The following is a 14,007-nucleotide window of genomic DNA, read 5'->3' as shown; positions in this document are numbered from 1 at the left end:
AGTCACTGCGCCAGGGACCGGAGCGGGATCGATCGCCGCGGCCCCGGGCGCGCGGCAATGATGGCGCGGGCCCTCTCGCTGCCGGCGGGATGATCGCCCTGTTCCTTGCGCTGTGGCTCCTGGCGGCGGGCGGCGCGCAGGCCCAGTTCCAGGAAGAGGATCGGCTGCTGGATCGCATCATCGCAGTCGTGGGCGACGACGTAATCACCGAGAGGGAACTGGTCGAGCGCATGAACCTTGCAGCGCAGGAACTGGCGCAGCGTGGAGTCCGCCCGCCCAGCCAGGCTGCGCTGGCGCGGCAGGTGATGGAGCGGCTGATCGTCGAACGCGTCCAGCTCCAGGAGGCCCGCAGAGTCGGTATCAGCATCGATGAAATCACGCTGAATCGCACGATGGAAGACATCGCCGCGGAAAACGATCTGACCCTGCTGGAGCTCCGCAACGCCCTCGCCGCGGAGGGGATGGAATTCACGGCCTTCCGCCAGCAGATTCGCGACGAACTCACCATCGCCCAGCTGCGTCGCCGGCAGGTGGAGAACCGCCTGCGCGTGGGCGAGCAGGAGATCGACGATCTGATTGCGGCGGAGAGCGGCGCCATCGACCGTGACGTTCGCTACCGGCTGTCGCACATCCTGGTGGCCCTGCCGCAGGGCGCGGACTCGTCCACCATCGCGGAAGCTCGCGAGAAGGCCGAAGAGCTGCGGGCCAGGGCGCGCGCGGACGAGGACTTCGCAGGACTGGCGATCAGCCATTCCGACGCCCCCGATGCGCTGGAGGGTGGCGACATGGGCTGGCGCGGCGCCGCCGACATCCCGACGCTCTATGCGCGTAAGGCGATCCTGATGCGTCCCGGCGAGGTCAGCCAGGTCCTGCGCTCACCCAACGGCTTCCACATCGTGAAACTCGTTGATCGCGAAGCGGGCTCGGGACTTCAGGTGTCGCAGACGCGCGCCCGGCACATCCTGGTCAGTCCCGACGAGATCCGCAGCGAGCGCGACGCCGAGGCCCAGGCCAGGAGCCTGTACAACCGCATCCGCGAGGGGGCACCGTTTGCGGAGCTTGCCAGGGCCCACTCCGACGACAGCGGCTCGGCCGCGCAGGGCGGCGAGCTGGGATGGCTGAGTCCCGGCGAAACGGTCCCCGCCTTCGAGGATGCAATGAACGAACTCGCGGTGGGCGAGATGAGTGCACCGATACAGAGCCAGTTCGGCTGGCACATCATCGAGGTCCTCGAACGGCGCGAAACCGATGCAACCCGAGACCTGCTCAGGGCCCGGGCCCAGGAGGTGCTGCAGAACCGGAAGCTCGAAGAGGAAACCGAACTCTGGCTGCGCAGACTGCGCGACGAGGCCTTCGTCGAGTACCGGGTCGAGGGACTCGACTCCTGACCATGTGGCGGTGTGCAAACCGATGCCCGCAGTAACAGCCCGTCTGGCCTTGACCGTCGGCGAGCCTGCAGGGGCAGGCCCGGACCTGCTGCTGCAGCTCGCCACCCGCCCGAGCGGGGCCCAGCGCGTGGTCATCGGCGATCCTGCGGTCATCGAGCAGCGGGCCCGGCAGCTCCGGCTCGACGTTCGCCTGCGCGAGTTCACGCCCGATGAGCCCCCGCGCCCCACCCCCGCAGGCAGCCTCGAAATCAGTCCGGTGCGGACCCGCAACCCGGTGCTTCCGGGCCGGCTCGATCCGGAGAACGCCGACCACGTGCTGGCGCTCCTGGAGACCGCCGCGGGTGGCTGCATGGAGGGGGTCTTCGATGCCATGGTCACCGGCCCGGTCCACAAGGGCGTGATCAACCAGGGCGGACACGCGTTCACCGGTCACACCGAGTGGCTTGCGGCGCGTGCCGGCATTCGCCGGCCGGTTATGATGCTGACCGGCGGAGGCCTGCGGGTTGCCCTGGCGACCACCCACCTTCCGCTGCGCGCGGTTGCCGATGCGATCACGGCGGAACTGCTGCACGAAGTGCTGACGATTCTCGACCACGACCTGCGCCGGGACTTCGGTTGCGCCAGACCGCGCATCCTGGTCTGTGCACTCAATCCGCATGCCGGCGAGCAGGGCCTGCTGGGAACCGAGGAGCAGACCGTGATCGCACCCGCACTGGATGCACTGAGGGCGCGCGGCCTCGATCTGCGCGGACCGGTACCGGCCGACACCGCATTCACGCCCACCGCGCTCGCCGATGCCGATGCCGTCCTCGCCATGTACCACGACCAGGGGCTGCCGGTGCTCAAGCACGCGGGCTTCGGCGAGGCGGTAAACGTGACCCTGGGCCTGCCGTTCATCCGCACATCCGTGGACCACGGGACCGCACTCGACCTCGCGGGTACCGGGCGTGCCGACGCCGGCAGCTTCCTGGCGGCGGAACGCCTGGCACTGCAGCTTGCGGGCATCCGGCGCGGCGGCCGCGAGGGTACGCCGCCCGATCCCGCCAATGCCCGGGCCCCGACGTGAAACCTCCGCTGGCGCCACGGAAACGCTTTGGACAGAACTTCCTGCACGACCCGGCGGTGCTGGCGCGCATCGTCGCGGCCATTGCCCCCGACAGGCAGGATGCGATGATCGAGATCGGGCCGGGCCGGGGGGCGCTTACCCGCCCGCTGCTCGAGAGGCTCGATCACCTGGAGGTGGTGGAACTCGACCGCGACCTCATCCCGGGGCTGCGCGCACTCGCACCCCCGGAGCGGTTGACCATCCACTGCGCCGACGCGCTGACCTTCGATTTTGCCGCCCGGGCGCCCTCGCAGGGGAAGCTCAGGATCGTCGGCAACCTGCCGTACAACATCTCGACGCCGCTGCTCTTCCATCTGCTCGAGCAGGCCGGCGCAATCCGCGACATGCACTTCCTGTTGCAGAAGGAGGTCGTGGAACGGCTGGTCGCCGTACCGGGAAGCAAACGCTACGGACGCCTTGGCGTGATGCTCGCGGCCCGTTCGGATGCCAAGCAGCTGTTCACGGTCGGACCCGGCGCGTTCCGGCCCGCGCCCAGGGTGGATTCCGCGGTGGTCCGCATCCAGCCACTGACCGCGCCGCGGGTTCCGGAATCCCTGACAGGGCCGTTCCGGCAGGTGGTCAACCAGGCCTTTGCCAACCGTAGAAAGACGTTGCGGCGGGCACTGGCCGGTCTGGTGGAGCCGGCGGATATCGCGGCGTCCGGCATCGACGACGGACTCAGGCCCGAACAGCTGCACATCGCCGACTTCGTGGCACTGGCCCAGGCGGCACAGCAGCGTGCAGAGCGGCAGTCCGGCATCGTATCGCCGGCTCCGGTCGGCGCGCGCCCACCGGACATCAAACAGGCGGAGCGGACATGAACCTGGTCGTTGCGGACGTGGGCGGCACCAAGACACTGGTCGCAGTCGCGCGTGAAGAAGACGGCGTATGGCGGTTCACGCACAGGGAGAGGCTGGTGAGCGGGGACTACGCGAGCCTGCCGGAACTCCTGCGCCAATGGCTCGGCTCGCAATTCCCGGGCAACGGGGAGATCGACGGACTCGGCCTTGCCGTGGCCGGCCCGGTAAACGGGTCCGGACAGGCCGCAACGGCCCGCGTCACCAACCTGGACTGGCCGTCGCTGGATGCCGGGGAACTCGGTCGCCGCTTCGACGCGCCGACGGTGCTGATCAATGACTTCGCCGCGATCGGTGCCGGGCTCGACGCACTGGGGCCCGAAGACACCGTGACCCTGCAGTCCATCGAACCCGACAGTGACGGGCTGCGCCTGGTGGTCGGGGCAGGCACGGGTCTCGGCACCTGTCTGGTGGGTCCGCCGCCGGATTCCCGGATCCATGCCGGCGAAGGCGGTCACGCCGACTTCTCCCCGGCGGATGCATGGCAGTCGGCCCTGGCCGAATGGGTGCGCAAGGCTGAGGGCCGCTGCACCCGCGAGCACCTGCTCAGTGGCCGGGGGATCGCGCGGATGGCCAATTTCCTGAACCGCGAGATCTCCGACCCTGACCTCGAGGCGGCCCTGGAGACGGATGATCCGGCGGCCACGATCGGCCAGCTGGCCGATGACGGACATCATCCGGCCTTGCAGGTGATCCAGCGCTTTGTCAGCATCTACGCCGGTCAGCTCGGAGACCTCGCGCTCACGGCCCTTCCCCGTGGCGGGATCTTCATCGCCGGCGGGATTGCCCCCCGGCTGGTGGAGCATTTTCAGGCCCCTGCCTTTCTCCATGCCTTCCGCGACAAGGTCCCGATGCAAGAACTGATGAAGGGTCTGCCGCTCCACCTGATCGTACACCCTGAACCCGGCCTGCTGGGCGCTGCGGTAACGGCGCACCGGGCCATGGCAACTGCTGGAGAGCGTCCATGAGTTCCTCGGAACATCGCATCGAGATCGAAGTGGCGACCGCCTTCATCGAGGACCAGTCCGACCCGTCCGAGTCCCGGTTCGTCTTCGCCTATCACATCACCATCCGCAACACCGGCGATGCGGCGGTCCAGCTGTTGAACCGTCACTGGATCATTCGCGACGCGCGCGACCAGACCCAGGAGGTCCGCGGCGAGGGCGTGGTCGGAAAGCAGCCCAGAATCCCGCCCGGCGAGGAGTTCGAGTACACGAGCGGTACCGTGCTTGAGACACCGGTCGGAACCATGGAGGGCAGCTACGAGATGCGGGACGATTCCGGGTTCACCTTCAACGCGCCGATACCGCCGTTCACCCTTTCCGTGCCGCGCTCCCTTCATTGACGCAGCACACTGCCCCGAACCGCAATGGCCGTCTACGCGATCGGTGACCTGCAGGGTTGTCTGGGACCCTTCGAGCGACTGCTCGAGCGTGTATCCTTCGAACCCTCCCGCGATCGCCTCTGGCTGGTCGGCGACCTGGTGAACCGGGGTCCGCAATCCGGAGCCTGCCTGCGCCGCGTCCGCGACCTCGGCGAGGCAGCCGTCGTCGTGCTCGGGAACCATGACCTGCACCTCCTGGCCACCGCCGCCGGCTTCCGGTCCCTGCGGCCAAAGGACACCCTCAAGCAGGTCCTCGATCGGGCCGACGCGGCCGAACTGCTGGAGTGGCTTGCCTGTCGCCCACTGATCCACCATGACCCGAAGCTGGGCTGGACCCTGGTGCATGCGGGCATACCCCCGGCATGGAATCTGGAAACCGCCCAGCGGGAGGCGCGCCGCGTGGAGCACGTACTGCGTGATTCCGCCGCCCGGCGGACGTTCTTCGAAGCGATGTACGGCAACACCCCGGATCGCTGGAGTGACACGCTCGACGGCGTGGATCGGCTGCGCTACACGGTCAATGCATTCACCCGGATGCGCTTCCTTCAGCGCAACGGCGCACTGGACTTCGAGGAAAGCGGGCCGCCCGAAGGGGCTCCCGCCCGGCTCTCACCATGGTTCGGGGTGCCCGGCCGGCTCACGGCCGGTCAGCCCATCGTGTTCGGACACTGGTCAGCGCTCGGGTACCGGCACGGCCGGGACTGGCTGTCGCTGGACAGTGGCTGCGTGTGGGGCCGCAGACTCACCATGGCCCGAATCGACGACGCGGGCCCCAGGGACGCACCCGTCTGGCACGAAGACTGCCATTGAACGGTTCCACTGCCGCAGCGGCCACCTGCGAGCACCGGCACCGCAAGCCACGATGCCGCATTCGGGGATCCGGCATTCGGGCGTTACACTGCCGGCGGGACCCCATCGCAGGGGCACTGCATTGATCAATGGAAGGCCGAATGCGAAGAGCTCGCTGCCCCGGCTCCTGGCGGTCGCGGGCCGGCTGTTGCTGCTTCCGGTGGTGGTCGTGTTGCTCGGCTATCTCTGGCTGTCCGTGGCGGGTCGCGCGGAATCACCAGCCTGGATCGGACAGCTGGTCCTGGTGTCGCCGGTGGCCTTCACGGCCTACTGGCTGCTGGGCTGGTCCTCGCAGGCGTATCACCTGCCCCGGCGGATGCTGCTCGGGATCACCGTGCTGCTGATGCTGCCGGCGCTCACCGTGGTCCTGGCCGTGGAGCCCTGGCAGCGTGCGGAGATGCAGCGGCAGCATGCCCTTTATGCCAACCAGACCCACCTGGACACCGCCCTGGAGCGCCATGACTGTCCGAACGGGGACACCCTCGTGGTCGCGCCCTGGTTGTTCGTCATCGAGGGGAAGGAGCTCCGGCGCCTGGTCGAACTGCGGCTCGTCCCCACGGACCGAACCTCATCGTCGCCATTGCTCGTCCGCGCCACTGCGCGCGGCGATCTTGCGCATCGGCAGACAACGGCGGAGGAACAGGAAGCGGCGGTCGCCTGCATCGGCAACGCAGGCGCGCTGGAGGGCCTGGTGCAGCGAATTGCCGAGGGCACCTTCGAGTGAGCGCCGGCGACCATGGCCCGGGGGCCCTCCTTGCCGGATGCAATCACCGGATCCGCGCTTCGATGCTTCCGGAAATCGAGTTGCCTGCAGGGGTGCTGGACCGGCATGCACCGACGGTGACGGCATGAATCGCCTGCTGGTCGAACGCGCGACGTCCGAGCCGCTGTCGGGGGCCGTGGTGGCACCGCATCACCTCGCCGCCCGCGCGGGTGCCGAGGTGCTGGCCGAGGGTGGCAACGCGCTCGAGGCGATGATCGCGGCCGCCGCCAGCATCGCGGTGGTGTACCCCCACATGAACGGCCTCGGCGGCGACGGCTTCTGGCTGCTGCAGGCCCCGGGCGAACCCGCCCGCGCGATCGAGGCCTGCGGATATGCCGGGGCCCGGGCCGATCGCGAGTGGTACCGTGCTCGCGGTCTCGCGGCCATCCCGCATCGGGGCGGCCCGGCCGCCTGCACCGTCGCGGGTACCGTGGCTGGCTGGCAGGTCGCATACGAGTGGTCGCGGCGGCACTGGGGCGGCCGGTTGCCCCTGCACCGGCTGCTTGCGGGCGCGCACGAACAGGCGGTACAGGGATTTGCCGTGAGCGCCTCGCAGTTCCGGACCCTCGAGGACAAGGCCGACGAATTGCGGGGGCGCGCCTCCTTCGACTCGGTCTTCTGCCCGCAAGGCCGCATCCCCGCCGCTGGAACGGTCTTCCGCCAGCCGGACCTGGGCGCAGTACTCGAACGGCTCGGTCGCGCCGGCTGTGGCGACTTCTACCACGGCGAGATCGCCACGACACTGGCCGCGGGCCTGGCGGCCCAGGGGAGCCCGCTGCAGGCCGGAGATCTGGCCGGCTTCACCGCCCGGATGGTCTCTCCCCTGGAGCTGGCCACGCCCGTGGGAACCCTTGTGAACCTGCCGCCCCCGACGCAGGGGATCGCGTCGTTGCTGATCCTCGGCATCTACCAGCAGCTCCTCGCGCAATCGCCCCACCCCGCCGACGGGATCGATTACGTGCACACGCTGGTCGAGGCCACCAAGGCCGCCTTCCGGGTTCGTGACGCCCTGGTCACCGACCCGGACCACCTCCCGGAAGACCCGGCGCGGTATCTCACCGCCGACGCCATCGCCCGCCTGGCGGCCCAGGTGGATCCGTTGCACGCGGCGCCGTGGCCGAGCCCTCCCGCCGGCGGCGACACCGTCTGGCTGGGCGCGATGGACGCCTTCGGCAATCAGGTGAGCTTCATCCAGAGCCTCTATCACGAATTCGGTTCCGGCGTGGTTGCACCGGGAACGGGCATTGTCTGGCAGAACCGCGGGCACGGCTTTTCGCTGGATGCCCGGTCGCTCAATCCGCTGCAGCCGGGGCGGCGGCCCTTCCACACCCTGAATCCGGCGGGCGCCCGGTTGCTGGACGGACGTTCGCTGGTCTACGGCACCATGGGCGGGGAAGGCCAGCCCCAGACACAGGCCGCCATCTTCAGCCGTGTCATCCTCCACGGTCAGGATCCTGCCCACGCGATCGCCTCGCCGCGCTGGCTTCTCGGCCGTACCTGGGGCCGGGGCACGGACTCGCTGAAGGTGGAGGACGATCTGCCCGCCGAGGTGGTCAGCGGTCTGCGCGCCCGCGGCCACACGATCGACCGGGTGCCGGCCCGCAACTCGATGATGGGACACGCAGGCCTGCTGCTGCGCGATCCCGAGGGCCGGGTCAGCGGTGCCTCCGATCCCCGCTGCGACGGTGCGGTGGCCGGAGTCCCGGCGCCGGCCTGACCAATGCGCTGAAGACCCCGCGGCCACCAGAGGTCTGCGGGCGCCTTGCTGTCGAGTGCCGCAGTCCGCCCCGCCGGCGATCTCGCCGCAGGACATCCGCGGGTTCTTCGTCAGCAGCCGCCGGACTCGCGTTTCGATGCGCATCGGTGCAGTCTGGTGAGGCCATGTCGAGACGGTGATCCCGGTTCCGGCCCGGCACAACGCGGCGTACGGACATCCACGGAATCACCAAGGCTCGATCACGCGCTCAACGGCAAATCCCGGAGGTGCGACGAATGCCGGAACTCCCCGACGTACAGGTCTTCAGGGAATATCTCGACGCGACCTCGCTGCACCAGCGCATCGCAGGCGTCGACGTGCGACGCGAGAAGGTGCTGGAGAACCTGTCGGCGCGGGCGCTGCAGCAGCGGCTAGCGGGCCGATCGCTGGAATCGACGCGTCGTCACGGAAAACACCTGTTTGTCCGGGTCGGCGACGACGGCTGGCTCGTGCTGCATTTCGGCATGACGGGGTATCCCGACTATTCGAGCGCGGAGGACCCCCCGCGGCACACCCGCGTGCTCTTGCGGTTCGACAACGGATTCCATCTGGCCTACGTCAGTCAGCGCATGATCGGCAGGCTCGACTGGACGGATGATCCCGGGGAATTCATCGAGCGGCATCGCCTGGGGATCGACGCCCTCGACGACCGCCTCGATGCCGGGCGGTTCCGGGAGGCGATCGGCCGCAAACGCGGGAGCATCAAGTCCGCCCTGATGGATCAGGGAACCATTGCCGGCCTCGGAAACGTCTATACGGATGAGATCCTCTTTCAGGCGGGGGTCCACCCCCGGGCAGCGGCCTCCGACATGGATGCAACGACCTTGACGGAGATCCATCGGCAGATGCGGCGCGTTGTGCAGTCCGCGATCAAGGCGCGGGCGCAGCCAGAGCGAATGCCGAAGGACTTCCTCACTCCGCGCCGCGGTGCCGACGACGCGACGTGTCCCCGTTGTGGAAAACCGCTTGAACGGGAAAAGGTTTCGGGCCGCACCGCGTATTTCTGCCCGACCTGCCAGGCGATGCACTGAGTGGGAGAGAGCAATGCCGATCCACAACAAGCAGGTGGCGGAGCAGTTCAGTCGCCTGGCCGATCTGCTGGAGATCCAGGGGGCGAACACGTTTCGCGTGCGTGCCTACCGCAATGCCGCGCAGACCGTTGAATCGCTGCCGCGCGATGCGCAGGAGATGCTGGATGATGGCGAGGACCTCTCCGAATTGCCTGGAATCGGTGCCGATCTTGCCGGCAAGATCGAGGAAATAATAAAGAACGGGGAACTGGCGCTGCTGCAGGAAACCGAGGAGCAGACCACCGCGGAACTCGGCGAGATGATGAAGCTTCCCGGCGTTGGCCCCAAGAGGGTGAAGGCCATCCACGACGCACTCGGCGTCGAGTCGCTGGGCCAGCTGAAGGAAGCAGCCGAGAAGCGCCAGGTGCGGCAACTCGAGGGGTTCGGAAGGAAGACCGAAGCGATGATCCTGCGGGAGATCGAACGCAGGAAGGACCACGAACAGCGCACCAAGCTGTCCTCCGTCGATCCCATCGCCCGCTCGCTGGAACAATATCTCTCCGGGATCGACGGGGTGAAAAAGGTGGTGGTCGCGGGAAGCTATCGGCGTCGGAAGGAAACGGTCGGCGATCTCGATATCCTGATCACCTGCAAGGACGACTCCCCGGTGATGGACCGCTTCGTCGAGTACGACGAGATCGAGGAGGTGGTGGAGCATGGCAGGACGCGCTCCATGGTGATCCTGCAGTCGGGCCTGCAGGTCGATCTGCGGGTCATGCCGGAGGTCTGCTACGGGGCTGCCCTGTACTACTTCACCGGCTCGAAGGCACACAACATCGCCGTGCGCAGGATTGCCCAGGAAGAGGGCCTGAAGATCAACGAATACGGTGTGTTCAGAGGCGAAGACCGCATTGCCGGCGCAACGGAGGAGGAAGTCTTCCAGCAGGTGGGACTGCCGTTCATACCGCCCGAACTCCGCGAAAACCGCGGCGAAGTGGAGGCCGCGAAGGCCGGCGCACTGCCGCAGCTGATCGCGCTTGGCGATGTGCGCGGCAATCTGCACGCGCACACGAAGGACAGCGACGGCAAATATACGCTGCAGCAGATGGCCCAGGCGGCCAGGCAGGCAGGTCTCGAGTATCTGGCCATCACCGATCATTCCAGGGCCGTCGCGGCGGTCAAGGGACTCGACGCGAAGGGTCTGCGGAAACAGATCGAGCGAATCGATGCGCTCAACGATGAACTGAGCGGCATTCGCATCCTCAAGGGAATCGAGGTGGATATCCTGGAAGACGGTTCACTGGATCTCGACGATCACGTGCTGGGGGAACTGGATCTCGTCGTCGGGTCGATTCACAGCAAGTTCAATCTGCCGAAGAAGAAGCAGACGGAGCGGGTGATCCGGGCCATGGACCATGTCTGCTTCCATATCCTGGGCCATCCGACCGGACGTCTGATCAACGAGCGGGAGCCGTACGAGATCGACATTGAAAGAATCATGGATGCCGCGCTCGACCGGGGGTGCTACATGGAACTCAACGCCCAGCCCGACCGCCTGGACCTCAACGATGCCCACTGCAAGCTGGCCCGGGAAAAGGGACTCAAGGTGGCCATCTCGGTGGATGCACACTCGACAACCGACCTGGAATTCATGCGCTTCGGCATCGATCAGGCGCGCCGCGGCTGGCTGGAGGCGGACGACGTACTGAACACCCGCACATGGGGGGAGCTGAAAGGACTCCTGAAAAGGGACTGAGGCCATGGCCCGAAACCGGGACTTCAAGAAGAACCCGAGCACGCAATTCAGGGACGTGGAGGATCTCGGCAAGCAGGAGGCGAAGGACGAGATCGACGCGCTTCGGGAAGGGATCGAGTTCCACGATCACAAGTATTACGTGGAGAACGATCCGGTCATCTCCGACTCGGTGTACGACCGGCTGTTCCATCGTCTGCAGGAACTGGAAGAGGCCTTTCCGGAATATCGCTCGGAAAACTCCCCCACACGCCGGGTCGGGGCCGAACCGCTGGACGAGCTGAACCGGGTCGAGCACACCGCCCCGCTGCTCAGCCTTCATGCCGCCCTCGAACAGGAGGAATTCGACGAGTTCCACGAGTCCGTCCGGCGACAGCAGAAGAGTGACACCGTCCATTACGTGCTGGAGCCGAAGTTCGACGGCGTCTCGGTCGAGATCATCTACGAGAAGGGCCACTTCAAGGAGGGCTCGACCCGTGGCGACGGGCACCATGGCGAAGACATCTCGGCGAATCTCCGCACCATCGGCTCGGTCCCGTTGACACTGCAAACGCCGGACCGGTGCCCGTCGTTCCTGGCGGTGCGCGGGGAGGTGTTTCTGCCGCGGGAGGGGTTTCAGGCGATGAATCGCGAACGGGTGGAACGCGGCGACAAACCCTACGCCAACCCGCGCAATGCCACGGGCGGGATCCTGCGGCGGCTGGAATCGACGAGCGTCGCCCGTTATCCGCTGGACGTCTTCTTCTATGACGTTCTGAAGGTCGAGGGACACGAATTCGACACGCACTGGGGCGAGCTGGGGCAGCTGCGCGAGTGGGGTCTGAAGATCGATCCGCATGTGGCTCGTGCGTCGTCCAGGAAGGACGTGGCCGCATACCACGACAGGCTGGGCGAGGAACGCGACGATCTTCCCTACGAGATCGACGGCATCGTCATCAAGGTGGACGACAAGGCGCTGTGGGAGCAACTCGGCACTCGCCATCGCAGTCCGCGCTGGGCGCTGGCCTGGAAGTTTGCCTCACGCGAGGAGATCACCACACTGGAGGACGTGGTCGTTCAGGTCGGCCGTACCGGCAAGCTGACACCGGTCGCGTTGCTGCAACCGGTGGATGTGGGTGGCGTCACCGTCAGTCGGGCGACGCTCCACAACGAGGGCGAGGCGCGCCGGAAGGATGTGCGTCCCGGCGACCGGGTGCGCATCGCACGGGCGGGAGACGTGATTCCCGAGGTCATCGAGCGGGTCCCGCAGCCGGGCAAGCAGCGCGCGGAGGCCTTCCGGATGCCTCGAAAGTGCCCGGTCTGCGGCACGGAGATCGTCCGCGAGGGTGCCTACCACGTCTGCCCGAACGGGCTGCGCTGCCAGCCGCAGCTGATCGGCCGAATCTTCCATTACGGTTCGCGATCGGCGATGGACATCGAGGGCCTTGGCGAGGAGACCGCCCGCGACCTGGTCGCAGAAGGGCTGGTGACCGATCTCGCCGACCTCTACGCGCTCTCCGTCGATGACCTCTTGAATCTGGAGGGCATCGCCGAAAAGACCGCGAGGAATCTGCACCAGGCCATACAGGAGACGAAGAAACCGCGGCTCGATCGCTTCCTCTATGCACTCGGCATCCGGCATGTCGGCGAGCGCGTCGCCACGATGCTCGCACGGGAGTTCCAGAGTCTTGACCGCTTGCGCAAGGCCAGCCTGGGCGATCTGAAGAAAATGCCCGACATCGGGCCGGAGATCGCACAGAGCGTGCACACCTTCTTCCAGGAAGAGGAGAACGTGAAGATTCTGCAACGAATGCAACGGCTCGGCGTCAGCGTGCAGGACATGCCGGACGCGCCGGAGCGGCAACCACTTCAGGGGAAGAGGTTCGTCTTCACCGGCGGCCTCGAAAACTACACCCGTAGCGAAGCGGAACAGGCGGTCGAACGGCTCGGGGGCCGTGCGACCTCGAGAGTCAGCGGAGAGACCGACTACGTCGTCGCCGGCGAGGATCCCGGCAGCAAGCTCGACGACGCGAAGACGGAAGGCGTCGAGATCCTGGACGAGAGGCAATTCCAGGAACTGCTTTCCGGATAGTGATGGTTGCCGCGACTCCGCCGCGGGCGAGATGGGTGGAGGCCGCTCAAAACATCCAGGAGACGCTTACGGCGCCAAAGTCATCCCGCTCGCCCTGGTTCCTGAACTCGGGCGTCCGGAACACATGGGTATAGGCCAGGCGCAACCGCCCCAGGCCCAGCACAGCGCCCACCTGGGCATCGGCCACGAGAGGGCGGCGATCCACGCTCGGGCTGTCGCGCCAGGTGTTTCCGTCCAGGAACACGTTCCACGCCACCAGCCGGGCATCCACGCCGGCGAACAGGTACCAGCCGCGTTGCCGGCGCGGTACGAACAGACCGGACCCGGGCAGTGCGGGCTGGATACGCGGTGGGCCGTAGTCATGGGGGAGATTCCGGCCGATGCGCAGGGTGAGCCCTGAGTTGACCAGGCTGAACGGGGTGCCGAGGGTACCACCCCAGTGGGGGATGACATCGATGCGAAGGTCATGGTCGGTGGCTGTCGTCAGGGAACGCCACTGACGCTCGTAGCTCACCATCAGGGTCGGCTCGTTGTCCAGCTGATGATCCCAACCCTGGGGGATCGGGGCGCCCATCAGCTCGTGAACGGTCTTCTGGGTCTCTTGCGCGAGCGACGCGGGACCCACGATGCCCAGGGTCAGTTGCAGACGGTCCAGGCGATCACCGGTTTCCTCGAGCAGACCCCCGCTCGCGTACAGCCAGCCCGCATAGGGACGCTCGCCGGGATCGGGCACGGCCGCCTCGATGTCCTCGGGTGTGTACATGTTCTGGCCGATGGACCAGGAGGCCTTGATATCTCCGCGCCCCGGGAAGAAGGGGATCATCGTGCCCAGATCCCTGAGCAGACCGGGAACCCGGGCGCTCGGGGTGATCCAGCTGGCACGCACACCGCTGGTGTAGTACCGGTCCTCGCCAGTGAACAGATCATTCTCGTATTCCAGCACCAGGATGCCCTGTTCCGGCTCGACCGAGGTAGCCTGAAGCTGCGGCGACACCAGCCCCAGCAGCAACGCCACCAGAACCCAGCGGGGTCGGACCAACCCAACCCATTGATTAATCGAGCGATCAGGTC

Annotated in this window: 12 protein-coding genes; 11 read left to right on the top strand and 1 reads right to left on the bottom strand. The window is 67.1% G+C overall.

Features of this window, described 5'->3' with window-relative positions; all coding sequences use genetic code 11:
• The first annotated feature begins 89 nt into the window (after window positions 1-89).
• The 11 genes from ACESMN_RS01195 to ligA all read left to right on the top strand — a co-directional run bounded on the left by ACESMN_RS01195 (window position 90) and on the right by ligA (window position 12,936).
• Window positions 90-1,388: a peptidylprolyl isomerase gene (locus tag ACESMN_RS01195; RefSeq protein WP_373051793.1), complete on the top strand. Its 1,299-nt coding sequence runs from the start codon at window positions 90-92 to the stop codon at window positions 1,386-1,388.
• A gap of 22 nt (window positions 1,389-1,410) precedes the next feature.
• Window positions 1,411-2,454, top strand: coding sequence for a 4-hydroxythreonine-4-phosphate dehydrogenase PdxA (pdxA, locus tag ACESMN_RS01190; RefSeq protein WP_373051754.1), 1,044 nt, complete (start codon window positions 1,411-1,413; stop codon window positions 2,452-2,454).
• Window positions 2,451-3,314 carry a 16S rRNA (adenine(1518)-N(6)/adenine(1519)-N(6))-dimethyltransferase RsmA gene (rsmA, locus tag ACESMN_RS01185; protein WP_373051753.1) on the top strand — a complete coding sequence of 288 codons (864 nt, stop codon included), beginning with the start codon at window positions 2,451-2,453 and terminating at the stop codon, window positions 3,312-3,314. The genes pdxA and rsmA overlap by 4 nt, the downstream gene beginning before the upstream one ends.
• Window positions 3,311-4,318: an ROK family protein gene (locus tag ACESMN_RS01180; RefSeq protein ID WP_373051752.1), complete on the top strand. Its 1,008-nt coding sequence runs from the start codon at window positions 3,311-3,313 to the stop codon at window positions 4,316-4,318. Before rsmA ends, ACESMN_RS01180 begins: the two co-directional genes overlap by 4 nt.
• Window positions 4,315-4,695, top strand: a complete 381-nt coding sequence (gene apaG / locus ACESMN_RS01175) for a Co2+/Mg2+ efflux protein ApaG (protein ID WP_373051751.1) — start codon at window positions 4,315-4,317, stop codon at window positions 4,693-4,695. The genes ACESMN_RS01180 and apaG overlap by 4 nt, the downstream gene beginning before the upstream one ends.
• A gap of 24 nt (window positions 4,696-4,719) precedes the next feature.
• Entirely contained in the window at window positions 4,720-5,544 is an 825-nt protein-coding gene (locus ACESMN_RS01170; RefSeq protein ID WP_373051750.1) for a symmetrical bis(5'-nucleosyl)-tetraphosphatase, read from the top strand.
• A 121-nt stretch (window positions 5,545-5,665) separates the two neighbouring features.
• A complete protein-coding gene (locus ACESMN_RS01165; RefSeq protein ID WP_373051749.1) occupies window positions 5,666-6,307 on the top strand; it encodes a hypothetical protein in 642 nt (213 codons plus the stop codon).
• Window positions 6,308-6,431: 124 nt separating this feature from the next.
• Window positions 6,432-8,063, top strand: coding sequence for a gamma-glutamyltransferase family protein (locus ACESMN_RS01160; RefSeq protein ID WP_373051748.1), 1,632 nt, complete (start codon window positions 6,432-6,434; stop codon window positions 8,061-8,063).
• 275 nt (window positions 8,064-8,338) lie between these two features.
• Complete coding sequence (locus ACESMN_RS01155) at window positions 8,339-9,133, top strand: Fpg/Nei family DNA glycosylase (protein ID WP_373051747.1); 795 nt, start codon at window positions 8,339-8,341, stop codon at window positions 9,131-9,133.
• Between the two features lie 13 nt (window positions 9,134-9,146).
• Entirely contained in the window at window positions 9,147-10,868 is a 1,722-nt protein-coding gene (polX, locus tag ACESMN_RS01150) for a DNA polymerase/3'-5' exonuclease PolX (protein WP_373051746.1), read from the top strand.
• Between the two features lie 4 nt (window positions 10,869-10,872).
• Window positions 10,873-12,936, top strand: coding sequence for an NAD-dependent DNA ligase LigA (gene ligA, locus ACESMN_RS01145; protein ID WP_373051745.1), 2,064 nt, complete (start codon window positions 10,873-10,875; stop codon window positions 12,934-12,936).
• 46 nt (window positions 12,937-12,982) lie between these two features.
• Here the strand turns inward: ligA and ACESMN_RS01140 are convergent, their stop codons facing one another.
• Entirely contained in the window at window positions 12,983-13,975 is a 993-nt protein-coding gene (locus ACESMN_RS01140) for a lipid A deacylase LpxR family protein (protein ID WP_373051744.1), read from the bottom strand.
• Window positions 13,976-14,007 lie beyond the last annotated feature (32 nt).

The sequence above is a fragment of the Thioalkalivibrio sp. genome, from assembly GCF_041690275.1.
GTDB lineage: Bacteria > Pseudomonadota > Gammaproteobacteria > Ectothiorhodospirales > Ectothiorhodospiraceae > Thioalkalivibrio.
The sequence above is the reverse complement of the archived record's forward strand: the minus strand, read 5'-3'. Positions and strand labels throughout refer to the sequence as shown.